The organism is Cellulosimicrobium protaetiae (assembly GCF_009708005.2).
GTDB classification, from domain to species: Bacteria; Actinomycetota; Actinomycetes; order Actinomycetales; family Cellulomonadaceae; genus Cellulosimicrobium; species Cellulosimicrobium protaetiae.
This window is the reverse complement of record NZ_CP052757.1, coordinates 1,452,852-1,477,375: the sequence shown is the minus strand read 5'-3', so window position 1 is coordinate 1,477,375 and position 24,524 is coordinate 1,452,852. Positions and strand designations below refer to the sequence as shown.

General features: G+C 77.7%; 11 protein-coding genes. 1 reads left to right on the top strand and 10 read right to left on the bottom strand.

The window, feature by feature from the left end:
• The first annotated feature begins 12 nt into the window (after positions 1-12).
• Positions 13-915 (top strand): 4'-phosphopantetheinyl transferase family protein, encoded by a 903-nt coding sequence (locus FIC82_RS21245; RefSeq protein ID WP_154797954.1) that lies wholly within the window; start codon positions 13-15, stop codon positions 913-915.
• 183 nt (positions 916-1,098) lie between these two features.
• Here FIC82_RS21245 and FIC82_RS06295 read toward each other — a convergent pair whose 3' ends face one another.
• The 10 genes from FIC82_RS06295 to FIC82_RS06250 all read right to left on the bottom strand — a co-directional run bounded on the left by FIC82_RS06295 (position 1,099) and on the right by FIC82_RS06250 (position 24,463).
• On the bottom strand, positions 1,099-2,250 hold the full coding sequence (locus tag FIC82_RS06295) for a FecCD family ABC transporter permease (protein WP_216609996.1): 1,152 nt from the start codon (positions 2,248-2,250) through the stop codon (positions 1,099-1,101).
• 227 nt (positions 2,251-2,477) lie between these two features.
• Positions 2,478-3,551: a FecCD family ABC transporter permease gene (locus FIC82_RS06290; RefSeq protein ID WP_253691520.1), complete on the bottom strand. Its 1,074-nt coding sequence runs from the start codon at positions 3,549-3,551 to the stop codon at positions 2,478-2,480.
• Positions 3,548-4,513 carry a thioesterase II family protein gene (locus tag FIC82_RS06285; protein ID WP_154797952.1) on the bottom strand — a complete coding sequence of 322 codons (966 nt, stop codon included), beginning with the start codon at positions 4,511-4,513 and terminating at the stop codon, positions 3,548-3,550. The genes FIC82_RS06290 and FIC82_RS06285 overlap by 4 nt, the downstream gene beginning before the upstream one ends.
• A complete protein-coding gene (locus FIC82_RS06280) occupies positions 4,506-5,414 on the bottom strand; it encodes a siderophore-interacting protein (protein ID WP_154797951.1) in 909 nt (302 codons plus the stop codon). Before FIC82_RS06280 ends, FIC82_RS06285 begins: the two co-directional genes overlap by 8 nt.
• Positions 5,411-6,775: an enterobactin transporter EntS gene (gene entS / locus FIC82_RS06275; RefSeq protein WP_168731554.1), complete on the bottom strand. Its 1,365-nt coding sequence runs from the start codon at positions 6,773-6,775 to the stop codon at positions 5,411-5,413. The genes FIC82_RS06280 and entS overlap by 4 nt, the downstream gene beginning before the upstream one ends.
• The gene (locus FIC82_RS06270) at positions 6,772-6,999 is read right to left on the bottom strand and encodes an MbtH family protein (protein WP_154797949.1); all 228 of its coding nucleotides are present in this window, start codon (positions 6,997-6,999) and stop codon (positions 6,772-6,774) included. The genes entS and FIC82_RS06270 overlap by 4 nt, the downstream gene beginning before the upstream one ends.
• A gap of 10 nt (positions 7,000-7,009) precedes the next feature.
• A complete protein-coding gene (locus FIC82_RS06265; protein ID WP_154797948.1) occupies positions 7,010-11,224 on the bottom strand; it encodes a non-ribosomal peptide synthetase in 4,215 nt (1,404 codons plus the stop codon).
• Positions 11,221-19,908, bottom strand: a complete 8,688-nt coding sequence (locus tag FIC82_RS06260; RefSeq protein ID WP_154797947.1) for a condensation domain-containing protein — start codon at positions 19,906-19,908, stop codon at positions 11,221-11,223. The genes FIC82_RS06265 and FIC82_RS06260 overlap by 4 nt, the downstream gene beginning before the upstream one ends.
• Positions 19,905-23,444: a non-ribosomal peptide synthetase gene (locus FIC82_RS06255; RefSeq protein WP_154797946.1), complete on the bottom strand. Its 3,540-nt coding sequence runs from the start codon at positions 23,442-23,444 to the stop codon at positions 19,905-19,907. Before FIC82_RS06255 ends, FIC82_RS06260 begins: the two co-directional genes overlap by 4 nt.
• The gene (locus FIC82_RS06250; protein ID WP_154797945.1) at positions 23,444-24,463 is read right to left on the bottom strand and encodes an ABC transporter substrate-binding protein; all 1,020 of its coding nucleotides are present in this window, start codon (positions 24,461-24,463) and stop codon (positions 23,444-23,446) included. Before FIC82_RS06250 ends, FIC82_RS06255 begins: the two co-directional genes overlap by 1 nt.
• Positions 24,464-24,524: the final 61 nt, after the last annotated feature.

Here is a 24,524-nt window from a genome sequence, read left to right as displayed (position 1 = left end):
TACGGTGCGGGCGTGCCTCGCTCCTCCGCACCCGCGTCCGTGACCGTGTGGTGCACGCACGCCCTGCGTGCCGGCGACGGCGACGGCGACGGGTGGCTCACGCCGGAGGAGGCCGCCCGGGCGTCGAGCTTCCGGCGCGAGGAGGACCGCCGTCGTTTCACGACCGGCCGCGCCCTGGTGCGTGCCGTGGTCGGCGAGCGACGCGGGATCGCGCCGAGGGAGGTCGACGTGCGCGTCGGCGCCCGGGACGGGGTGCGTCCGGGCAAGCCGTTCGTCGGCGGCGGGCCACCGTTCTCGGTCGCGCACGCCGACCGGTGGGTGCTCGTCGCCGTGCTCGACGACGGGCCGGTCGAGGGCTCCGGCGCGGAGCCCGGTCCGGGTGGTCGCGGCAGGACCGGTCCGGGTGGTCGCGCCGGGGATGGTCCGGGTGGTCGCGCCGGGACCGGTCCCGGCGTCCAGGTGGGTGTGGACGTCGAGTCCCTCGCGCCGGCGCGCGACCACCTGACCGACCTCGTCGAGGCCGTCCCGCCGCAGGAGCGACCGGCCGGCGGGTGGACCGCGGCGTCGTTCACGCGGACGTGGGTGCGGCGCGAGGCCGTGCTCAAGGCGGTGGGCACGGGGCTCCTCGCCCCGCGGGACGACCTCGTGCTCGCCCCGGCGGACGACGAGGCGCGCGTCGTGCACAGCGGCGGCGCGCTCCCGGGGGTCGATCGGCTCGCGGTCCGTGACCTGCCGCTCCCCGCGGACGGGCCCGGGCCCGCCTGCTTCGCCGCCGTCGCCGTGTGCGCGCCGCCCCGATCGCGGGCAGGTGCCGGCCCTGAGCCGGGCGGCCTGGCGGCCACCGGCCCGGGGCTCGCCGCCGTGCTCGCGGACGGGCACGACCTGCTCGCGCGGCACGGGCTGGTGCCCGGCTGAACCAGGCGCCGCCCGGCCCGCCCGGCGACCGAGCAGGGCCACCGGCCGAGCAGGGCCACCGGCCGAGCAGGGCCACCGGCCGAGCACCGTCACCCGGATCGGGCGGGCCACGGGACGGAAGCGGGCGACCGCACGCCTCGGGCACCGCGGGCACCGCGGGACACGGTCGTCTCGGGTGCCTCGTCAGCGGACCCCTCGGCTCTCCCGCAGGAGGAGCCACAGGAGGAACGGGGCGCCCACCGCCGAGGTGACGACCCCGACCGGCAGGTCGACGGGCAGCGAGCGCGCACCGAGGTCGGCCAGGAGCACGACGGCGGCGCCCACGAGCCCGGCGCCGAGCGGCGGCGGGCCCTGGGTCGCGAGCGCCCGCCACGCGATCTGCGGCGCGATGAACGCGACGAACGGGACCGGCCCGGCGGCGGCCGTCGCGGCGGCAGCCAGGACGACCGCGAGACCGATCTGGACCAGCTGCGCGGCGGACCGCCGCACCCCGAGCGTGACGACGACCCGGGAGTCGAACCGCAGGACGGCGAGCCAGCGGGTCGTGAGCGCCGACGCCACGACGGCGACCACGACGACGAGCGCGACCGGCCCGACCACGGACGCGCTTGCGCGGTTGAGGCTCCCCGTCATCCACACGAGGGCCGCGTTGAGGTCGGGGAGCTCGGCACGCACGAGCAGCCACGACGTCACGGCGGACGCACCGGCGTTGACGCCGAGGCCGACGAGCACGAGCCGGTACCCGTCGATCCCGCCCCGCCACGCGAGCCCGCACACGAGCGCCGTCGCGGCGAGGCCGCCGAGGACGGCGACGACGGGCAGCCCTGCGGCGGCGAGGAACGCGCCGACGGTACCGGCGCCGGTCCCGGCCAGCACGATCGCCGCGACCGCTGCGGCGGTCGCCCCGGCCGTGACGCCCAGGATGTCGGGGCTCGCGAGCGGGTTGCGGGCGACGGACTGGGTGATCGCGCCGGCCGCGCCCAGGGCGAACCCCACGACGAGCGCGGTCAGGGCGCGGGGGGCGCGCAGCCCGAGGACGACGAACCGGTCCCCGGGCTCGCCCCCACCGAGGAGGACCTGGACGACGTCCCCCACAGGCAGGACGTACTCGCCGACCGCGATCGACGTGACGAGCGCGGCGAGCACGAGCAGGACGAGCGCGACCGAGACGAGCGCTTGCCGTCTGCTGCCCGGGTGCCGGCGCAGCGCGCGGTACGAACCGCGCGACGCCGGGAGCCGCACCCCCGGGGACGGCGCCGCCCTGCGGCCCGTCGGCGGGGCTCCGGTCGGTGGGCGTCCGGTCAGGACGGGTTCGGCCAGGACAGGTTCGGTCACGACGGGTTCGGTCAGGATGGGCTCCCCTACGGCTCGGCCGGTCGTCACCGGACCGGAGGAGACCGAGCCGGACGCGAGAGGACCGGACGCAGTTGGCCCGGCCGCAGCAGGGTCGATCGCAGCAGCGTCGATCGCAGCAGGGTCGGACAAGGCAGAACCGGACGCGTCCGGACCGGACGCGGGGTTCGCCGTCCCGTCGGCGGGCAGGGTGGCGGGTCCGGGGCGGGTCATGCGGGGTCTCCACGGTGCGCGCGGGCGAGGACGAGGAACAGCGGCGCGCCGACGAGGGCGATGACGATGCCGACCTGGACCTCCGAGGTGGCGGGGGCGACGCGCCCCACGACGTCGGCCCCGAGCACGAGCACCGCGCCGCACAGCCCGGCGACCGGGACGCGCCACGCGGGGCCGCCCAGGCCGAGCCGGGTCGCGGCGTGCGTCGCCGCGAGCCCGACGAACGCGATGGAGCCGCAGGCCGCGGTCGCCGCTCCCGCGAGGAACGTCACGGCGAGGAGGCCCACGACCCGGTCCCGCACCACGTGCCGTCCGAGCGCGACGCCGAGGTCGTCGCCGAGCTCGAGCGCGGGGAGCGTCGGGGCGTTGACGACGGCGAGGGCGAGACCGACCAGCACGAACGGGGCGACGGTCCAGATCACCTCGGGGCCGCGGCCGACGAGCGACCCGATGCTCCAGAACCGGAACACGTCCATGGTCGAGCGGTCGAGCAGCAGCACGCCCGACGTGATCGAGGCGAGGAGCGCCGTGACGATCGATCCCGTGAGGACGAGCGTCACGCCGGGCGCCAGCACCCGGATGCGCTGCGACAGCACGACGACGAGCATCCCCGCGCCCAGGGCGCCGACGAGCGCGAACCCGACCGCCGCCGACGGACCGGTGACCCCGAGGACGTGGATCGCGAGCACGACGGCGCACGCGGCACCCGACGTCACGCCCAGCAGCCCGGGATCGGCGAGCGGGTTGCGGGTGTGCGCCTGGGTGAGGGCGCCGGCGACGCCGAGCGCGACGCCGACGAGCAGGCCGAGGATCGTCCGTGGCACCCGCATGTCCCACACGACGGCCGACGCCGCGGTGGTGCCGGGTGCGCGCAGGACCGCGAGCACGTCCGGGAGCGGGACCGGCTGGGAGCCGAGCGCGATGCTCGCGGCGACCGCCAGCAGGAGCGCGAGCAGCAGGCCCGCACCGGCGAGCAGCGCGATCCGTGCCCGGCGCGGCCGCGCGGTGTCGCCCACCGGTCCCGCCGGGAGCCGCCGCACGGGCGTCCCCGGGTCGGCACCGCCCGTCACGCGGCACCGCCCGTGGTCGCGAGGGTCCGGTCGGACGCCCCGTCGAGGGCGGCCGACAGCGCGTCCCGCACGACCTCGAGGACCTCCTGCGGCCTCTCGCCGAGGAAGAAGTGACCTCCGGGGACGACGTGGCTCCGCGACCCGGCCCGAGCCCGACGGCCCCACGGGACCATCGCGGACGGCGGTGCCGCGACGTCGTCCGCACCGGCGAGCAGGAGCAGGGGGACGTGCACGTCGGGCCCGGGCCACGTCGAGGCGAGCGACTCGTGCACCGCGAGGTCGGCCCGCAGCACGCGCGCGTGGAGAGCGAAGAACGCGTCGTCGGCGAGGAGCTCCGGTGGCGACCCGCCCAGGGTGGCGACCCAGGCCCGCAGCGCCGCGTCGTCGCTCGCGGCGGACGGCGGCGCGCCGGGGCGGCGCCCGGCCCCAGCCCCAGCCCCAGCCCCAGCCCCAGCCGAGGATCCGGTAGTCGGCCGGTCGGACCGTTCGGCCCGGCCCGAGACCACGAGCAGGTCGGGCGCCTCCTGCGGCCGCAGCCCGGCCGCGAGGCGCACGGCGACCGACGCACCGAGGCTGTGCCCGAGCAGGACGGTCGGGACGTCGTCCGCGAGGAGCTCGCGCACGGGGCTCGCGACGCTCGCGAAGAGCTCGGTCATCGTGCGCGCGAGGGGCTCGTCGCAGCGCGTCTCGCGGCCCGGGTACTGCACCGCGACGACGGCCGGCGGCCCGTCCGCCCGGTGCGCGACGCGTCCGTCCGCCCGGTCCGCGACGCGGCCGTCCGGGCCCGGCCCGTCACCGGCCGGTCCCCGTGCGTGCTGCGACGCGCCGTCGGCGCCCGGCGGGACGAGCCGCCGGTAGTAGCTCGCCGAGCCGCCCGCGTGCGGGCAGACCACGACCCGCCACGACGCCCCGGGCGGCGAGGACAGCGTGCGCAGGGCGGGGTGCGCCGACACCTCACGCACCGGTCGTCCCGTCGCCCACCCCCGGGCGGTCGGGCGCGACCGGGGCCTCCGCGTCGTCGGGGTCGTCCTCGTGGTGGTCGTGGTCGGCGACGCCGCGGCGCCAGTAGCCGTCGACGTCGTGGTTGTCCCGGCCCAGCCCGACGTCGCGACGCAGGTAGCGGCGCAGCGGCTTGATCGACGTCGCCTCGCCCGCGACCCAGACGAACCCGTTCCCCTCGGGGAGCGTGGTGCCGCGGACGGCGTCGGCGAGCAGCGACGTGGTGCCGGGCGCGCGGTCGCCCCGGAAGAGCCACGTGACCTCGGCGCGCGCGGAGGTCGTGAGCGGCAGGACGTCGCCGGAGTCCTGGACCTCGACGAAGACCGTGACGGGGACGTCGGGTCGGAGCGCCTCGAGCCACCGTGCCGCCGCGGGCAGCGCGGTCTCGTCGACGGCGAAGACGTACCAGTCGAACACGTCGTTGACGAGGAACGAGCCGCGCGGCCCGAGGACGCCCACCTGGTCACCGACCTGCGCCCGCCCGGCCCAGCGGCCCGCGACGCCGTGGTCGTGGAGCACGAGGTCGACGTCGAGCGTGCGCGACTCCCGGTCGAACGCTCGCACCGTGTAGTCGCGGCTCGTGAGGTGCCGGCCGCCTGCCCAGCGGTCGTCCACGACCGTGGGCAGCTCCGGCGTGGCGCCCGGCTCCTCGGGCAGGAAGAGCTTGACGTGGTCCTCGGGCGCGACGGTCACGAAGTCCGCGAGGTCCTCGCCCGTGAGCCGGACACGGACCATGCGCGCGGCGATCCGCTCGACCGCCGAGACGGTGAGCAGGCGCGGGCGCAGCGGGTGGGTCAGCAGCGTGACCTGCTCGACGGGGCCGGCCGTCCCGTCGACGACGGGCGGGCTCGTGGTGCTGGTCATGCGTTCTCTCCTCGGGTGCTGCCGACGGTCGCGTCGGCGGGTTCAGGGACGGGGTCGGGGGCGGGCGGGTCGGGGTGCGGGACGTCGTCGGCGGGCGGGGGCTCGGTCACCGCTCGGCGGAGCCCCGGGACGAGCAGGGCGACCAGCCCGGTCGCGACGACGGCGAGCGCCCCGCCGAGCGCGATCGCGCCGCCCGGGCCGAGCGCCCGGGCCAGGAGCGTGAGCAGCGGGCCGCCGAGTGCGTCGCCGGCCGTGCCCTGCGCGGTCCACAGCGCGCTCACGCGTCCGCGCAGGTGGTCCGGGGTGTGCTCGTAGAGGAGCGTGAAGCGCAGGATCTCGCCGAGGACGTCGCCGACGCCGACGAGCGTCATCGCGACCACCGCGAGCGCGACGGACTGCGACGTGCCGAGCACGACGATCCCGGCGCCGGAGGCCGCGAGGACGACGAGCAGGAGGCGTCCCGTCCGGCGGACGCGGCCCGTCCACCCGCTCGTGAGGGTCGCGACGAGCGCGCCGGCGGCGGGCGCGCTGTAGAGCAGCCCGACGACCTCCGGCCCCGCGCCGAGCTGCGTGTCGACGAGCTCGGGGATCAGGACGTGCGGCGACGCGAAGAGGATCTGGACGAACCCGAGCAGGACGATGCCGCCGACGACGCGGTCGCGGGCGACGTGCCGGACGCCCTCGACCAGGTCGGCCCACGGGCGGACGGGGACCGGCTCGTCGTCCGGGTCGTCGGAGCCACCCGGTGGCAGGGGCGGGAGCCGCACGAGGAGGCCGAGGCTCACGACGCTCGTGGCGACGACCACCGCGTAGACGAGGGCCGACCCGCCGTGCGCGACGGCGACGCCCGCCAGGAGCGGCGAGACGACGGCCCCGACGTCGAGCGAGATCGCCTGGAGGGCCGCGACCGCCGGGAGCCGCCCGGGCGGCACGAGCGAGGGGACGGCGGCCGCGAGCGCGACGACGCTGAACCCGCCCGCGAGACCGTCCCACGCCGCGACCACGTAGATCACGGGGAGCGAGGGCGTCTCGACGAGGGAGTTCACGAGGAGCGCGACGAAGCCCAGGACGGCGGCCGAGCGCGACCAGAGGATGACGCGCCGGCGGTCCACGCGGTCCGCGACGACGCCCGCGGCGAGCGTGCCCGCGAACGCGGTGACGCCCAGGGTCGTGTTCACCCCGGCCACGTGCAGGGACGACCCCGTCAGCGCGTACACCTGGACGGGCAGCGCGACGACGAGCATGCCGAGCCCGAGCAGCGAGACGACCCTCCCCTCGAAGAGCTGCCGGAAGCTGCGGCTCTCGCGCAAGGGCGAGACGTCCAGGGCGATCGCGGCGAGCAGGGCGCCGGGTCCCCTCACGTCGTGGGGGCCGGTGCGGACGCGTCCAGCACCCGGCGCAGGCTCGCGGGGCGCAGGTCGGTCCAGTGCGCGTCCACGTACGCGAGCGCGTCGGCGCGCGACGACGCACCGAGCGCGACGGTCCAGCCGGCGGGGACGGCGGCGAACTCGGGCCAGAGCGAGTGCTGCTGCTCGTCGTTGACGAGCACGAGGAAGGTGCCGTCGGTGTCGTCGAAGGGGTTCATGGGGTGCCTCTCATCGGGTGGTGCTGGCGGCGGCGAGGTGCCGCGCGAGGACGGGGCCGAGCTGGCCGATCGCGGCCGGGGACACCATGTCGTGGTGCCCGGCGAGCACGGTGTGCTGGGTGACGGTGCCGGTGACGTGCGGGGCCCAGGCGTCGCGCTGGGCCGTGACGGGCCGCTCCCCGGCCTCCGGGCGGGCGGTGAGGAGCAGCAGGTCGCCCGCGAACGGCGCATAGCGGGCCCGGGGCATGAGGTCGCACGAGTAGAGGTACGTGTCGACGACGGCGGACAGCCCGTCCTCGTCGAGGTCGCCCCACGCGCCGGGCGCGTCGGCGAGCACGTCGAGCACGTCGTCACGCGTGGGCGCCGCGAGCAGGTCGGGGTCCGCGCCGCCCGCCGCGAGCAGGGACCGCAGCGCGTCGACCTCGGCCTCCCGTGCGGCGCCGGGCTCCGCGTCGACCTCTGCCTCCCGTCCGGTGCCGGTCTGCGCGCCAGGCCCGGGGTCCCGCACGGCACCAGGCTGCTCGTCGGCCGCAGGCGCGACGACCGGACGACCCTCCTGCGGGACGGCCTCGGCGTCGAGCATCGTCAGGCTCGCCACCCGCTCCCCGGCGGCCTGCAGCCGGGTCGCGACGAGCTGCGCGAGGTGCGCGCCGAACGAGTAGCCGAGCAGGTGGTACGGGCCGTGCGGCCGGGTCGCGCGCACGGACCGGACCGTCGCGTCGGCGAGGTCGTCGATCGTGCCGGGGGCGCCGTCGGGCCCCCGGAGCCGTGGCGACTGGACCGCGTGCACGCAGACCTCCGCGGGCACGTGCGGCACGAGCGACGCGAACGACCAGCCCAGGCCGCCCGCCGGGGCGAGGCAGAACAGGCTCGCACCGTCGTCGCTGCCAGCCGGGTGGGACGGTCCACGCAGCGTCAGCACGGGGGCGAACGGGTCCGTCTCGGGGGCCTCCCAGTGCGCGACGACCGCCTCGACCGTCGGGGCCGTGACGAGCACGCCGACGCTCAGGGGCCGCCCGAGCCGCGTGCGGACCAGGGACACCACGCGCATCGCGAGCAGCGAGTGCCCGCCCGCGGCGTAGAAGTCCTCGTCGGCCGCGAACGACGGCACACCGAGGACGTCCGCGAAGATCGCGCACAGCTCGCGTTCGAGGTCCGTGCGGGGTGCGCGACCGCCGTCGCGCACGAGCTCGGGGGCAGGCAGGCGCCGGACGTCGAGCTTCGCGTGCGGGGTGAGCGGGAGCGCGTCGAGCGGCACGAGGGCCAACGGCACGAGGTGGTCCGGGACGGCGCGGCGCATCACCCGCAGCACGTCGGCGAGCAGGTCGGCGAGCTCCCCGTCGCCCGGGTCTCCCGCGCTGCCGTCGTGCGCACCCTCGGCGAGGACGACGTAGCCGACGAGCACGTGGCCGCCGCCGGGGCCGGTCGGCGCGACGACCGCGCACTGCGCGACGCGCGGGTCGCGGGCGAGGACCGCCTGCGCCTCGCCGGGCTCGACGCGATAGCCCCGGATCTTGACCTGCCCGTCGCTGCGGCCGAGGAAGTCGAGCTGTCCGTCGGGGCGGCGGGCGACCACGTCGCCCGTCCGGTACATCCGTGCGCCCGGCGCGCCGAACGGGTCGGCGACGAACCGCTCCGCGGTCAGCCCCGGGGCGCCGTGGTAGCCGCGCGCCAGCCCGACCCCGCTCACGTACAGCTCGCCCGGCGTGCCGTCGGGGACGGGCGCGAGCCCCGAGTCGAGGACGTGCACCGTGGTGTTCGCGATCGGGCGCCCGACGGTCGGGCGCCGGCTCTCGTCCGTGCCCCCGCCGAGGGTGTTGATCGTGTACTCCGTGGGCCCGTAGAGGTTGTAGCCGCGCGTGCCGGGGGTCGTGCGGATCGCGTCCCAGACCTCCGCGCCGACCGCCTCTCCCCCGAGGAGCACGAGCGCCGGACGGTGCCGGCCGTCGTCGAGGAGCCCCTCCGCGAGGAGCGCGGAGCACACCGAGGGCGTGACGTTGACGACGTCGACCCGCTCAGCGGCGCAGTACGTCGCCATCGCGTGCGGGTCGCGCCGCACGGCCTCGTCGAGCAGGTGCACCTCGTGGCCGTCGACGAGCCACAGCAGCTCCTCCCACGACATGTCGAACGCGAACGACACGGTGTGCGCGACACGCACCGGCTCTCCGCGCCGCTCGGCGGGCAGGGACGCGACGAGCGGCGCGAAGATCTCGGTCCGGTGGTTGTGCAGCATGTTGACGAGGCCGCGGTGCTCGACGGCGACGCCCTTGGGCGCGCCCGTCGACCCCGACGTGTACATGACGTACGCGAGCGCGTCGTGCCGGTACGCCGGCCACGCCCGCCCGGCCGTCCCCGCACCGCGCGCGTCCCCCGGACCGGGGTGCACGGGCACCACGGCGCGGCCCGCGAGCGCGGGCCCGACGAGCCCGCGGAACGTCGCGTCGAGCACGACGGCGCGCGCGCCCGCCGCATCGACGATCCCGCAGAGCCGGTCGGCCGGGTGCGCCGCGTCGAGCGGGACGTACGCCGCCCCGGCGCGCAGGGTCGCGAAGAGCGCGACCACGAAGTCGATGCCCCGCGGGACGGCGAGCGCCACGACGTCCTCGGGTCCGACGCCCGCCGCGAGCAGCGCCCGCGCGAGCGCGGCGACCCGCTCCCCCAGCCCGGCGAACGTCTCCGTCTCCGTCCCGTGCACGAGCGCGGTGCGGTCCGGGTACTCGGCCACGGCACGGTCCAGGAGGTCGAGCAGCGACTCCTCGCCGCCGTCCCGCACCGCCCCCGCACCGCGCTCCAGGAGCGCGGGGGCGGCGTCGTCGGGCACCGCGCCCACCCGCGCGACCGGTGCCCCGGGGTCCTCGACCCCGCGGCGCAGGACGGCCTCGACCTGGTCGAGGACGCGCTCGGCGCGGGCGGCGTCCACGACGTCGGCGCGGTGGGACAGGATGAGCCGGTACGGCGTCCCGGGGTGGACGACGAACGTCAGCGGGTAGTGCGTCGCGTCCCCGCCCTCCACGTCCGCGAGCCCCACGGCCTCGCCGAGCCGGTCGAGCTCGGCGTCGTCCTCGGGCGTGTTCCGCATGACGTAGAGCGTGTCGAACAGCGTCCCGACGCCCGCGCGGCGCTGGAGCTCGCCCAGGCCCACGTGGTGGTGGTCCATGAGCTCGGCCTGCTCGGACTGGAAGCGGCGCAGCAGATCGCGGAACGGCTCCCCGGGCGACGTGGCCAGTCGCACGGGGACGGTGTTGAGGAAGAGCCCCACCATCTCCTCCACGCCGTCGAGCGCGGGCGGGCGACCCGACACGGTGCTGCCGAGCACGACGTCGTCGCTCCCGACGAGCGAGCGGAGCACGAGCGCCCACGCCGCCGTGTAGACGGTGCTGACGGAGACCGCGCACGCACGGGCGAGCGCGAGCACCGCGACGGACAGCGTCGGGTCGAGGTCGCGCTCGACGACGTCGGGCATCGAGGCCCGACGGCGCGGGTCCGGCGGGGCGACGAGCGACCCCTGCGCGAGCCCCGCCAGGGCGGCGTCCCACGCCGTCGCGGCGGCGTCGGCGTCCTGCGCCGCGACCCACGCGAGGAAGTCGCGGAACTGCGGCGCGGGCGGCAGGCTCCGGTCCTCGCCGCCCGCGGCGTAGTGCCGCAGGAGCTCCGTCACGAGCAGCGCGTCGGACCAGCCGTCGAGCAGGATGTGGTGGTTCGTCACGACGAGCGCCGCGCCCTGGTCGCCGAGCCGCACGAGCACGAACCGGATCAGCGGCGGGCGGTCCATCGTGAACCGGCGCTGCCGCTCGTCGTACTGGACGCGGTCGAGCGCCGCGGCACGCTCGTCGGGGTCCAGGGCGCCGAGGTCCTGCACGCGCCACGGGACGGTGACCGCGGCCGGCACGAACTGGACCGGCGTACGGAAGCGCTCGTGCGCGAATCCCGCGCGCAGGACGGCGTGGCGCCGCAGCAGCGCCCCGCACGCGCGCTCCATGGCCGGCTCGTCGACGCCGCCCGGGAACCGGTAGGTCGACTGCATGGTGTAGACGTCGAGGCCCGTGTCCTCCGCGACCGCGTGGAACAGCAGGCCCTCCTGGAGCGGGGCGAGGGGCAGGACCTCCGCGATCGCCGGGGCGGCCGTGCCTGCCGAGGTGCCCGTCGAGGTGGCGGTCCCGGTGCCGGCCGAGGTGCCGGCGTCGGCTCCGGTCGAGGTGCCGGGTCGCTCGTCGGTCGTCGTCATGTCAGGTTCCTCATCAGGTCGTCGAGGCCTGCGAGCTCGTCCGCGGACAGCGAGACGAGCGGGGCGGCCGGCGGAGCGGTGGCGGTCCCCGACGCGGTGGCGCCCGGGTCGGCGGCCGTGCGGGCGGGCGCGCCCGGGACCGGTGCTGCGGCGGGTACCGCGACGGGTACCGCGACGGGCCGGGACCGCAGCGCGAGCGCCGCGGGCGTGGGCGCGGCGAACACCGACCGTGGGTCGACGGTCCAGCCCCGACCGCGCAGCGCCGTCGTGAGCCGCATCGCGACGATCGAGTCGCCGCCGAGCGCGAAGAAGTTGTCGTCGTCGCCCACGAGCGGGGTGCCGAGCGCCTCCGCGAACACCTCGCGGACGACGGCGACCGGCGCCCCGGGGTCCGGGGCCGCGGTGGGATCCGGTGCCGCCGTGGGGTCGGGCGACGCCTCGCGCAGCCCGGGGTGCCGCTCGGTGAGCCGCGCGAGGACGTGCGCGACGGGGACGGGTGCCGGGTCGGCGCAGAGCTCGAGCACGTCGACCACGGCGGCGAGCACCGCCGCCGCCCGCGCCGGCGGGACCACGGCGAGATGGTCGAGCTGCAGGCTCAGCTCTTCCGACACGTCGACCGTCAGCGCGAGGGGGTACGACGTGCGGTCGTCGCCCTGCACGTCGAGCACCCGGAGGCCCGCGGCCGCACCCGGCTGCGCGTCGGGGTCGCGCGGGTAGTTCTCGACCACGAGGAGCGTGTCGAAGAGCTCTCCCTGCCCGAGCGCACGCTGCACGTCGGCGAGCGCGACGTGGTCGACGTCGCGCAGCAGCGCCTGCCTCGCGTGCACGTCACGCACGAGGTCCTGGAGGGTCCCTGCCGGGCCGGTGCCCGTGAACCGCCCCATCGGGACGCGCACGGGCACCGTGTTGACGAACATCCCGAGCACCGCGTGCGCGCCCTCGACGTCCGCGGGGCGACCCGCCACGACCGTCCCCGTCACGACGTCGTGCGCCCCGGTGACGGCGGCGAGCACGGTCCCCCACGCGGCCGTGACCACGTCGGCCGTCGTGACCTGCGCACGGCTCGCGGCCTCCGCGAGCCGCACGCCCAGCCCGTCTGGCGCCGCGTGCAGGACGGCCGGGCGCTCGCCCGTGTCCTCGGGCTCCGCGACCCGTGCCGGGCGGACGCCCGCGAGGGCGTCGCGCCACGCCTCGACCGCCGCCGGGTCCTGACGCGCGAGACGCCGGGCGAGCCGCCACGCCGTGACCGGGGCGGGCGCGGTCGGCCGCGCGCGGGACGCCGCGTCGCCGGTCCGGGCCCGCCGCGCGTACGCCCCGAGCAGGGCGTCGACGAGCAGCGGTACCGACCAGCCGTCGAGCAGGACGTGGTGGTTCGTGACCACGAGCCGGTGCCGGTCCGGTCCGAGGCGCACCACGACGAGGCGCAGCAGCGGGGCGCTGGCGAGGTCGAACGGGGTGTCGAGCTCGTCGGCCGTCAAGTCGTCGAGCGCGCGACGCGCGGCACCCGGGTCGGCCGCGACCGCGGCGGGCAGGGCGACCTCGCGCAGCGGTACCTCGGTGGCGTCCGTGACGACGAGCCCCACGTCCTCGGGGCCGTGCGCGGCGACCGCGAGCCGGAGCTGCGGGTGCGCGGCGAGCACGTCGGCCGCGGCCGCGCGCAGGACCTCGACGTCGAGCGGGCCGTCGAGGCCCACGTCGACGGCGCTCGTGTACCGGTCGACGGGCGCGCCCAGCGCGTGCAGCACCATGCCCCGCTGCACGGGCGTCAGCGGCCACGGGGTCCCGTCCGGGGCGCGGTGCGCCGACCGGTCCGGCGCGCGGTCAGCCGAACCGTCTGGCGCGCGGTCGGCCGAGCCGTCCGCCGCCGGCGCCGCACGCTCCGTCGTGGCGCGCCGCACGAGGTCGCGCACGTGCGCGGCCCACGCCTCGACGAGCGCGTCCCCGGCCGCGTCGTCGACCGCGGGGGCGAGGAGCCACCGGGCCAGCAGGCCGGGCCCGTCCGGGCCGTCCGCCACGTACGCGTTGAGCTCGGCCGGGTGGGACAACGGCAGGTCGGCGTGCAGGGCGAGCGAGGACTCGACCTGCGCCGCGTCGTCGGCGCTCGACCAGTCCTCGGCGCCGTCGACCTCCCGGCCGAGGTAGTTGACGAGGACCTGGGGCGGGCAGGCCGCGGCCGCGTCGCGCAGGACGCGCGCCGTCGTCGGGACCAGGTGCCGCAGCAGCCCGTACGCGCGGCCGTCGCCGGGGACCGTCGCGACCTGCCGGGCCGTCGCGCGCAGGTGCGCCGTCGCTGCGCCGCCCGTGGCGGCGCTGAGCCGGACGGGCCAGGTCGTCGTGAACCAGCCGACCGTGCGCGACAGGTCCGGTCCCTCGCCGTCCAGCCGGCGGCCGTGCCCCTCGGCCTCGACCACGAGGTCGCCCGCACCCGGCGCGACCTCGGCCGCCGCGCACGACAGCGCCGCGAGCAGCACGTGGTCGGTCCGGTGGGCCGGGGCGAGCGCGAGCAGGCGTCGCGTGTCGTCGGTGTCCAGACGGACGACCACCTCGCGCGCGGTCGCGACCGTGTCGAGCGACGGGTCGAGGGGGCGCGCGGTCAGCGTCACCGCGGGCCCCTCGTGGACGTCGACCCACGCCGCGAGCTCGCCCGTACGGCGCGCGGCATCCTCGTGCGCCGCGGTCGTGGCCTCCCGCAAGGTCGCCGACGCCGGCGGCAGCGCGCCGCCCGCCGCGAGCACGCGCAGGTCGTCGACGAGGACGCGCCAGGACACGGCGTCGACCGCGACGTGGTGCGCCACGAGCGCGAGCCGGCGCCCGTCGCGGTCCCACGCCGCGCGGAGCACGTGCCCTACCGCGGGGTCGATCTCGGCGGCCGCGGCGCGCACGGCCTCGCCCAGGCCCTGCTCGTCCGCGAGGCGCAGGACATCGGGGACGCCGTCGCACTCGGGCGACGCGACGTCGGCGACCCGTGCGCGCCCGTCGCGGAGCGTGAGGCGCAGCGCCCCGTGGGCGGCGACGAGGCGCGCGAGCGCCGCGCGGAGCACGTCCTCGCCGAGGTCGGCGGGGGTGCGGAGCACGCGCACCTGGACGAAGCCCCGGTGGTCGCCACCGGTCTCGACGAGCCACGCGAGCGCGGGCAGGAGCGGCGCGTCGCCGGTCTCCGCGAGCGCCACGTCCGCGCGCGCGCCGCAGTCCTCGGCGCCCGGTCCACCGGACGGCGTCCGGGACGGTGCGGGGGTCGGCCCGTCCGTCGGGCCGACCGGCGGCTCGACCAGGCTCGCGACGCGGGCGATGCCCGCGGCGGTCCGCGCCGTGAAGACAGCGCCGACCGTCACGACGAGCCCCGCCCCGCGCAGCGCGCCGACGAGCTGCATCGCCGTGATGCTGTCCCCGCCCGCGGCGAAGAAGTCGGTCGTCGGGGCGACGTCGGCCCCGAGGACCCGACCGAGCACCTGCCGGACGCGCTCGGTGCGCTCGTGCGCGTCGTCCGGGCTGTCGGCAGCGGTCCGGTCGTCGGTGGTCGTCGGGACGTCCGTGGTGGTCCGGCCGTCGGTGGTCGTCCGGACGGCGGTGGCGATCCGGCCGTCGACGCCCGAGGGTCGGGTGTCCGTCGCGGCGGACGGTCCGGTGTCCCCCTCGTCGGCTGCGTCGACGCCGGCGGGGACGCGGACGGTGCCGACGAGGTCGTCCGCAGCCGGGAGGTCGCCCCCGGACGCGAGGTGTCCGAGCGCCCGCGCGAGCGCACCCGGGAGCACGGCGGCGACGGCCGGGTCGAGCGTGTCCGGCCGCGTCTCGACCTCGATCGTCAGGCCGGGCTGCCCGTCGTCCGCCGCTCCCGCGGGCTCCGGCAGGACGGTGACCGTCACGGGGTAGTGCGTCGCGTCGTGACCGCCGGTCGCGACGACGTCGACCGGGCCGGAGGGTCCGCCCGTCGCGTCGCGCGGGTAGCTCTCGACGACGACGAGCGTGTCGAAGAGCCGGTGCCCCGCGACCCGCGCGATCGACGCGAGCCCGACGTGGTGCGCGTCGAGCAGCCCCGCCTGGCGTCGCTGGACGTCCTGCAGCAGGGCGTCCGCGCTCCGGTGGTCACCCGCCGGAACCCGGACGGGCGACGTCGCGAGGAACATCCCGACGACCTCGTCCACGCCGTCGAGGTCGGTCGGGCGGCCGGCGACGGTCGAGCCGACGAGCGCCTCGGACCGGCCGGTGAGCGCCGCGACCACGAGGCCCCACGCCGTCTGGACGACCGTCGCGGGCGTGACCTCGGCCCGCCGCGCCGCCGCACGAACGGTCCCTGCGTCGACGGGCACGACCGCGACGTCCCGCGCGCCGGCGTCCACGTCGTCGTCGACGCTGCCAGCGCTACCGGTGCCGCCGCCGTCCGACATGCGGTCCGTCGTGAGTCCCGCCGTGCGGGGGTGCGTCCCCGCGAGGAGCGACGGCGCGTCGACCCCCGCGAGCTCCGCGCGCCACCGCGCCTCGACCTCGTCGCGGCGGGGCTCGGCGTCACGCAGCCACACCAGGTAGTCGCGGAACGACGGCGCGCGCCCAGCGACCGCGTCCGGCGCCGGGTGCTTCACCTCCTCAGGCTCGGGCGCGGCGAGCGTGGCCCGCAGGTCGGCCGCGAGGAGCGGGACGGACCAGCCGTCGGTGAGCAGGTGGTGCATCGCGAGGACGAGCACGAGCTCGTCGGCGCTGCGGACCACCGCGGCCGACACGAGCGGGGCGCGCGACAGGTCGACGGGTCGCGACCGCGCGTCGAGGTCGACCCGGTCGACGAGGCGGGCCAGGTCCGCCGCGGTGAGGCCCCGCCCGTCGTGCACGTCGACGGGCGCCGTGGCCCGGTCCGGGACGACGAGGACGGGCGCGGGCAGGTCGAGCTGGAGCACGCCGCCGCGCAGGACGGGGTGGTGGCGCAGGAGCGCCTGCACGGCCTCGGCGACTCGTGCCGGGCCGTCGTCGCCCAGCCCGCGGACCGTGAAGCGGGTCGTCGTGCGGTAGGCGTCGTCGGCGTCGCGCGCGCCCTCCGCGACCATGCCGAGCTGAGCCGGGGTCAGCGGCAGCACGTCGACGACGCGCGTCGCGCCCGGGACCACGGCCCGCACGTGGTCCTCGAACGCCGCGGCCTGGGCGGCGGTCAGCGGGACGAGCACGGCGTCCCGGTCGCCCGACGCCCCGTGGCGCCCGGCGACCGCGGTGCCGTCCGGCGTCGTCCCGGCCTGCGCCGATCCCGGCGCCGTGCCCTCCTGCCGCACGCGGCGCGCCATCTCGCGGGGCGTGCGCGCGGCGAACAGGTCCGCGGGGGCGAGTGCCAGGCCCTCGCGGCGCAGCGCCGCGACGAGCTGGAGCGCGTCGATGCTGTCGCCGCCCGCGGCGAAGAAGCTGTCGTCCGGGCCGAGGGCGTCCTCCCCGAGCACGCGCACGGCCGCGGCGAGGACCCGCGCCTCGAGCGGCGAGGGTGCCGCCGCCTCGGTCCCGTCCGCGCGCGCCGGCGCCCCGTCCCACCCGGGGGTGGGCAGCGCACGACGGTCGAGCTTGCCGTGGCGGGTCAGCGGCAGGGCGTCGAGCACGACGAACGCGGTCGGCACGAGGTGCCGCGCGAGGCGCTCGGCCGCCCGGGCGTGCAGCGCGGCGGTGTCGAGGTCGTCGCCCGACGCCGTCACGTACGCGACGAGGCGGCTGCCCCAGCGCGGGTGGTCGGCGAGCGCCACCGCTGCCTCGGCGACGCCGTCGAGCGCGACGAGCGCCTGCTCCACCTCGCCCGGCTCGATCCGGAACCCGTGGAGCGAGATCTGGTCGTCGTTGCGCCCGAGGAGGCTCAGCGTGCCGTCCTCGGCGCGGCGGGCGAGGTCGCCCGTGCGGTACATGCGCCCGCCGGGCGCCCCGCCGGGACGTGCGACGAACCGGCTCGCGGTCAGCCCCGCGCGGCCCAGGTACGCCTCGGCGAGCTGGGGACCCGCGAGGTACAGCTCGCCCACGGTCCCGGCCGGGACCTCGCGCAGCGCGGCGTCGAGCACCATGGCCTGCGTGCGGCCCACCGGGTGCCCGACGACGGGCTCGGGCGTGTCCGCGACGTCGGCCGCGAGCGCGTCGACGGTCGCCTCGGTCGGTCCGTAGAGGTTCACGACGCGCGCCCCTGTGGGTGCCGCGAGCGCGCGCATCCGGGTCCAGAGCGCGGGCCCGAAGGCTTCCCCGCCCGCGACGCAGATCCGCGGCAGCGACGTCCACTCGGCGCCCGCGAGGAGCGCGGACCACACGGTCGGGGTGAGGTCGAGGTAGTCGATCCCGTGCTCGGCCACGTGTTCGCGTAGCGCGACCGGGTCGAGGAACACGTCCTCGTCGAGCACGTGCAGCTCGTGCCCGGCCGCGAGCGCGAGGAACGCGTCGTAGTGCGCGTCGAACGAGAACGCGGCCGTGTGCGCGACCCGGAGCCGCTCGCCCGGCGGGTACAGCTCGGACCGGTGCCGGTCGAGCAGGTGCGCGAGCGCGTCCTGGCCGACGGCGACGCCCTTGGGCTCCCCGGTCGAGCCGGACGTGAAGATGATGCTGCCCACGCACGCGCGCAGCGTCGCGGCGTCCGGTGCGGGTGCGAGCTCAGTCGGGCGGTCGGACCCGTCGGCGGCGCTCGTCGACACGGCGCTCGTCGCCCCGTCGGCGCCGAGCGGCCGCGGACCGGACTCGTCCCACAGGAGGCGCGCGCGGCTGAGACGCAGGACGTGGGTGCGGCGCTCGGGCGCGCCGTGCGGCAGGGGTGTCACCGCCAGCCCCCGCCGCAGTGCCGCGAGGATGACGTGGACGATCCGCTCGTCGCGCGGGAGGTCGATCGCGAGCGCGTCGCCCGGCCGCGCCCCGCACGCGACGAGACGGCGCTCGGCACGGGTGACCGCGAGGTCGAGCTCGGCGAACGTCCAGCGCCGGTCCCCCACGACGAGCGCGCACGCCTGCGGGTCGCGCGCGATCGACGCCGCGAGCACGTCGGTGACGAGCGGCGGCACGTCCGCGTCGGCGGTCGCCGTGTCGCCGTCGGCGGTCGCCGTGTCGCCGTCGGTGGTCGCCGTGTCGCCGTCGGCGCTCGCCGCGTGCCGCGGCGGGACGAGGACGAGGCTCGCGACGCGGGCCTCGGGCGTCGTGGCGACCGCGAGGAGCGTCCGCTCGAAGGCCGCGAGCAGCGCGCGGGCACCCGCCGCGCCGAGCACGTCGGCTCGCACGTCGAGCTCGAGCCGCCACGCGTCGTCGCGGGCCTCGACGGCCAGGGCGAGCGGGAAGTGCGTGGCGTCGCGCGTCGCGACGACGTGCAGGGTCAGGGGCGCGCCGCCGGGCGACGTCACCGCCACCGGCGCGGTCGGTGCGTGCTCGAACGACACGAGCGTCGTGGCGACCGGCGTCTCGGACCCCGTCGCGGCCTGGATACCGTGGAGACCGACGTGCTGGTGCGGCCACGACGCGTTCCACCGCGCGGCATGGGCGGCGACGACGTCGCCCAGCGTCGTCGCGGCGTCGGCGTCGACCCGGCCGACGACGGTCTCCGTGAGCATCCCGACGATCTCGTCGGCGTGCGGGACCTCCGGGCTGCGGAGCGCGACGGGCACGGCGAACGTCGCGTGCGTCGTCCCCGCGTAGGCGGCGACCACGAGGCCCCACGCCGCCCGCACGAGCGTCGCGGGCGTCACGCCCTGGCGCCGGGCCCCCGTCACGACGGCCTCGACCGCCCCCGCCGCGAGGCTGCCGCTGGTCGTGGCGGTGTCGGCGCCCACGGGGCCCGTCTCGGTGGACCCTGCCTCGGCGCTCGACCCGGGGCCGGACCGGGTGCCAGACCCGGTGTCGGGCCCGGTATCGGACGTCGTACCGGACCCGGTGTCGGTGTCGGACCCGGTGCCGCACCCTGCGCTCGACCCAGTGTCCGACCGTGCGTCGGCCCACGTCGTCGTCGCCGGCCAGGGCGACGGGTCGACGTCGGCGAGCGCTGCACGCCAGTGGGCGCGCGCGGCGTCCGGGTCCTGCTGCCCGAGCCACACGAGGTGGTCCGCGAACCGGCCGCGGGCGGGCGCGAGCCCGGTCGCCGCGTCAGCGCCGGTCTCGATCCCGTACAGCCGCGCGACCTCCCGCACGAGGACGGGGACGGACCAGCCGTCGAGCACGAGATGGTGCGCGGTGACGACGAGCACGTGGTGATCGGGCGCGAGCACGACGACGGCGAACCGCACGAGCGGCGGGTCGGCCGGGTCGAACGGGAGCGCGCGCTCGGCCGTCGCGGCGCTCCGCGTCGCGTCACGCACCACGTCGGCCGCGTCCCCGGGTCGCGTCGAGACGTCCGTGACCTCGGCCGGAGCCAGGGCCCGAGCCGCCTCCGGGGCCGCGTCCGGGGCGGGGGCCAGAGCCGGAGCCGCGACCAGAGCCGGGGCCGGGGCGTCGTACCAGGAGACCTCGGCCGCGCCCGGGGCCGGGACGAACTGCACCGGGTCGAGGTCGTCGTCGACGGCGAACCCCGCGCGCAGGTTGGGGTGCGCGACGAGGAGCACGTCCAGGGCCCGTTCGAGCGCGGGGCCGTCGAGCGGGCCGCGCAGCTCGACGAGGGTCTGGCCCACGTACGGGTCCCGCCCGTCGGCCGCGAGCCCGGCGTGCGCGGTGAGCGCGCGCTGCAGCGCGGTGAGCGGCCAGACGGCCTCGATGCTGTCGGTCGTGCTCATGGTCGTGCCTTCCGTGTCCGTCGGCGGTCGCCGAGGAGGGCGCCCAGCCGGTCGAGGTCGCCAGGAGCGAGGTCGAGGAGCGGTGCCTGGACGGGTCGGGTCGAGCCGGCGCCGTCGTCTCCCTGTGGAGCGGTCGGCGCGTCGGCGGGCGGGGCGATCGGGTGCAGCCGCGCGGCGACGGCCGCGACCGTGCGCTGCTCGAAGACGTCCTGGACGCTCGACCCCCAGCCCGCCTCCCGGAGCCGGGCGACGACGTGGATCGCGCGGATGCTGTCGCCTCCGAGGGCGAAGAAGTCGGCGTCCGGCGGCACGTGGCCGCCGTCGAGCGCCGACGCGAACGCGGCTGCGACGGCCGCCTCGGCCGCGGTCGGCGCGTGCCCGGTGCCCGGGGCCGCGCCGTCGCCCGGGAGACCGGCGAGTCCTGCCGACGACGGCGACGGGTCGGGCAGGGCCGCGACGTCGAGCTTGCCGTTGGTCGTCAGCGGGAGCGCGTCGAGCACGACGACGGCGGACGGCACGAGGTGCTCGGGGAGAACCTGCGCGAGCGCGGCCCGCACGCCCTCCCCCGTCGGCTCGCCGTCGCCGTCCGGCTCGGAGACGGCGTGGGCGTCGGCCTCGTGGCCGAGGCCCGGCACGACGTACGCCACGAGGCGCGCGCCGAGCGCGGACCCCCGGACCTGGACCGTGGCCTGCCCGACGCCCGGCAGCGCGAGCAGGGCCGCCTCGGTCTCGCCAGGCTCGACGCGGAACCCGCGGATCTTGACCTGCTGGTCGCGCCGGCCGACGTAGTGGAGCAGCCCGTCGGGCGTGCGGCGCGCGAGGTCGCCCGTGCGGTACATGCGCTCGCCGGGCGCGCCGAACGGCGACGCGACGAACCGCTCGGCGGTGAGGTCGGGGCGGCGCAGGTACCCGCGCGCGAGCTGGGGGCCCGCGAGGTAGAGCTCGCCGACGACGCCGTCCGGCACGGGGCGCAGGTGCTGGTCGAGGACGAGCGCCGCGGTCGCGGTGAGCGGGCGCCCGATCACGGGCTCGGCCGAGTCCGTGCCGCGCGCGCCCACGGCGTCGACCGTGTACTCGGTCGGCCCGTAGAGGTTGAGGACGGCGAGCCCCGGCTGCGCCCGGAGCGTGGACCACAGGGCGGGCGGGCACGCCTCCCCACCGACGGACACGGTCCGCAGCCGGTGCTCGCGGTCGAGCAGCCCGGCGTCCACGACGGCGGACATGACGGTCGGGGTGAGGTCGATCCGGTGGATGCCGCGCTCGACGACGAGGTCGACGAGCGTCGCGGGGTCGCGGTACTGCTCGACGTCCAGGAGGTGCAGCTCGTGCCCGAGCAGGAGCGCGAGGAGCGTGTCCCACGAGCCGTCGAACACGAGAGGCATGGTCTGCGCGACGCGCTGGACCTCGTCCTCGACCCGCGGCACGACGTGGGCCCGGTGGTGCGCGAGGAAGCGCGCGAGCGCGCCGTGGCTGACCCCGACGGCCTTCGGCTCGCCCGTCGATCCGGACGTGTGCAGGACGTACGCGAGCGCGTCGCGCGGCACGTCGAGCGCGTGCCGCAGCGGGACGGTCTCCGCCCCGGCGGCCTCGTCCCGTGGCACCCCGTCCGACGACGCGGCGTCCCGCGGCGCGATCCCCTCGCGGGGCGCGACGACGCGCCTCCCCGCCCACAGGCTCGCGGCGGGCACATCAGGCACTGCGGACTCGGCGGGCACCGCGGACTCGGCGGGCGCAGCGGTTGCAGCGGGCTCGGTGACGACGAGGCGCGCCTCGTGCCGGTCGGCGAGCGCGAGGCGCCGTGCGGGCGGGTTCCGGTCGTCGAGGAGGAGCGCGGCCGCACCGCAGCGGTGCAGCGCGAGCAGGGTCACGACGTAGTCGGTCCCGCGCGGCAGGTCGATGGCGACGAGCGTCTCGGGCCCCGCCCCCGCCGCGACGAGGCGGCCCGCGAGCCGGGCGACCGCGTCGTCGAGCTCGCGGAACGTCGAGGTCTCGCGCGCGACGAGCGCGACGGCGTCGCCGCGCAGGGCGACGGCCCGGTCGAACAGCGCCCCGGCGAGCGGCGGGGCGTCCTCCTCCGGCTCGGGGCCGCGCGAGCGTGCGAGCGCCTCCCCCTCGGCCGCGGCGTCCGCCAGGCCGAGGCTCCCGACCCGCGCGTCCGGCGCCGCCCGGCCGACCGCCCCGAGCAGGTGGGCGAGCTCGCGCAGGCGCGCCGCGACGTCGTCGGCCGTGAAGAGCCGTGCGGGCGCGGTGCCCGTGAGGCGCAGCTCGTCCCCGCCCGGCCCGGGCACGCGCGCGACCGAGACCGCGAGGTCGTCGACCGGCCCCTCGGCGACGTTGCGCAGCCGACCGGTCGCCGCGCCGAAGCGCAGGTCGTGGTCGAACAGCTTGACGTTGAGCTCGGCCGCCGTCACGGGGCCGCCCGTGTCGCGCGCGATCTGCTCGGCGGGGTAGCGCCCGTGGCGGCGCAGCTCGCCGACGCGCTCGCGCACCTGCCCGACGAGCGCGTCGAGCCGTTGCCCCGGCGCGGCGTCGACCACGACGGGCAGCACGTTCACGCGCATCGTCGGGACGGTCGCGGCGACCGACCCCATGCGGTTCATCGCGGGCATCCCCAGCGCGACGTGCCGGCGCCCGGAGACCAGGGCCAGGTGCACCGCGAGGGCGGCCGCGACGACGTCGGGCCATCCCCCGCCGGACCGTGCCGCGACCGCCTCGAGCGGCCCGACCGGGCAGCCCTGGTCGAGCACCACGCGCACGACGGCGTCGTCCGGCACGTCCCCCGGCGCGCCCGTGGTCTCCGGCCGGTCCGCGAAGCGACCGGGACCCGCGTTCCCGAGCGCCGCGAGCCGGGACCGCCAGAGCGACCCGTCGCGCCCGCGCTCGGCGGACGCGGCGTAGCGCGACTCCTCCGCCACGACGTCGGCGAGGCGGCCGAACGGGCTCGGCCCCACGGCGCGGCCGGACGCGAGCGCCGTGACGACCTCGGCGACCCGCCGCAGGACGAGCGTGATGCCGTAGGCGTCGAGGATCGCGTGGTGCGCGACGACCGACCACCACACCGTCCCGGCGTCGACCCGCACGATCGTCTGCCGGGCGAGGCCGGGCACGGCGAGGTCGAAGGGCCGCACGCGGTCCGCCTCCACGAGCGCCGCCGCGCGGGACCGGGCGTCCGGGTCCGCCGACAGGTCGAGCACCCGGACACCCGACGAGACACCCGCCCCGGCCCGCCCCGCACCGGGAACGGGCGCCGGGTGCAGGACCTGCGTCACGCCGTCGGACACGTCGAACGACGTCCGCAGCGCCTCCGTCTCGCCGACGACGATCTCCACGGCGAGCGCGAGCACCGCCGTGTCGAGGTCGCCGGAGATCTCGACGACCTCGCCCACCGCGTACGCCGTCGTGGCGGGGCGCACGAGCTGCGCCCCGACGACGCCGAGCTGCGCGCTCGTCAGGGGGAGGCCGACGGCGGTCCGCGCGGTGCTGGTCCCCCCGCTGGTCGTGCGCGCGGCGTCGGGGGCGGTGGTCGAGGTCGTCATCAGCCCTGGAGGTCCTGGAGCACGACCTCGAGCTGGTCGAGGACGTCGAGGGCCAGGCTGTAGCGGTCGGCGAAGAAGTACCGGACGCCGTAGGCGTGCCCCGCCTGGACGGCCGGGAGCTCCTGGTACGTCGAGGCCGCGGCGAGCTCCTCGGCGCCGGGGCCGGGTGCGCCGTCGACGGTCTGCTCGGTGAGCACGACGGTCGCGTCCGCGATCTGCCCGAGCTGCTCGTAGGAGAGGAACGCGGCGTTCTCCGCGGTCTCGTCCGCCACGACCTCGGGCAGCGGGGCCCCGAGGTCGTCGAGGATGCCACCGAGCCACGAGATCTGGGAGTAGACCGTGACCTCCTCGAACGAGTCGACGGCCGCGAACGTGTTCGCGGCGATGACGTCCCCGTACGTGTCGCGCAGCTCGGCGACCCGGGCGTCGTACTCCGCCTTGGTCGCCTCGGCCTCCTCGCCCGCGCCGAGCGCGCTCGCGATCTCGAGCGACGCGTCCTTCACCGTCGCCGAGCCGGTCGCCCGGACGAGGACGGTCGGCGCGATCTGCGAGAGCTTGTCGTACTCCGCGTGCTTCTCGGCGCTGAGCTCCTCCTCCTTGCCGCCGCGCACGAACCCGACGATGAGGTCGGGCTGGAGCGAGGCGATCTTCTCGTAGTCCCAGCCGTCCGCGCCCAGCACGATCGGCAGGTCCGCGACCTGCTCGTACTCGGCGGGCAGGAACGAGTCGGGCCAGTCCCCGTCGGCGGTAGCGACCGGGACGATGCCCGCCTCCAGGAGCGGCCCGGTGCCGCCCTCGAGCGCGACGACCTGCTGCGGGTCGGCCGGGATCGTGACCTCGCCGAAGGCGGTCTCGACCGTGCGGGTCGCGGACTCCGCCGCGGTCGACGCGGGCTCGCCCGCGTCCGTCGTGGGCGCGCACCCGCTCACGACGAGGGCGGCGGCGATGGCCGGGGCGAGCAGCAGCGCGGCCGCCCGTCCGGGACGGGTCGGGCGGGTGGTGGGTCGGGTGCGGGACATGCGGTCGTTCTCCTCGGGCTGGGTGGTGACCGGGGCGGTCGGGATGGGTGGTGGTGACGGG

Coding starts and splice junctions, on each gene's coding strand:
- FIC82_RS06270 (WP_154797949.1), bottom strand. CDS start 6,999: ATGAACCCCTTCGACGACACCGACGGCACCTTCCTCGTGCTCGTCAAC.
- FIC82_RS06255 (WP_154797946.1), bottom strand. CDS start 23,444: ATGACGACCTCGACCACCGCCCCCGACGCCGCGCGCACGACCAGCGGG.
- FIC82_RS06250 (WP_154797945.1), bottom strand. CDS start 24,463: ATGTCCCGCACCCGACCCACCACCCGCCCGACCCGTCCCGGACGGGCG.
- FIC82_RS06280 (WP_154797951.1), bottom strand. CDS start 5,414: ATGACCAGCACCACGAGCCCGCCCGTCGTCGACGGGACGGCCGGCCCC.
- FIC82_RS06260 (WP_154797947.1), bottom strand. CDS start 19,908: ATGAGCACGACCGACAGCATCGAGGCCGTCTGGCCGCTCACCGCGCTG.
- FIC82_RS06265 (WP_154797948.1), bottom strand. CDS start 11,224: ATGACGACGACCGACGAGCGACCCGGCACCTCGACCGGAGCCGACGCC.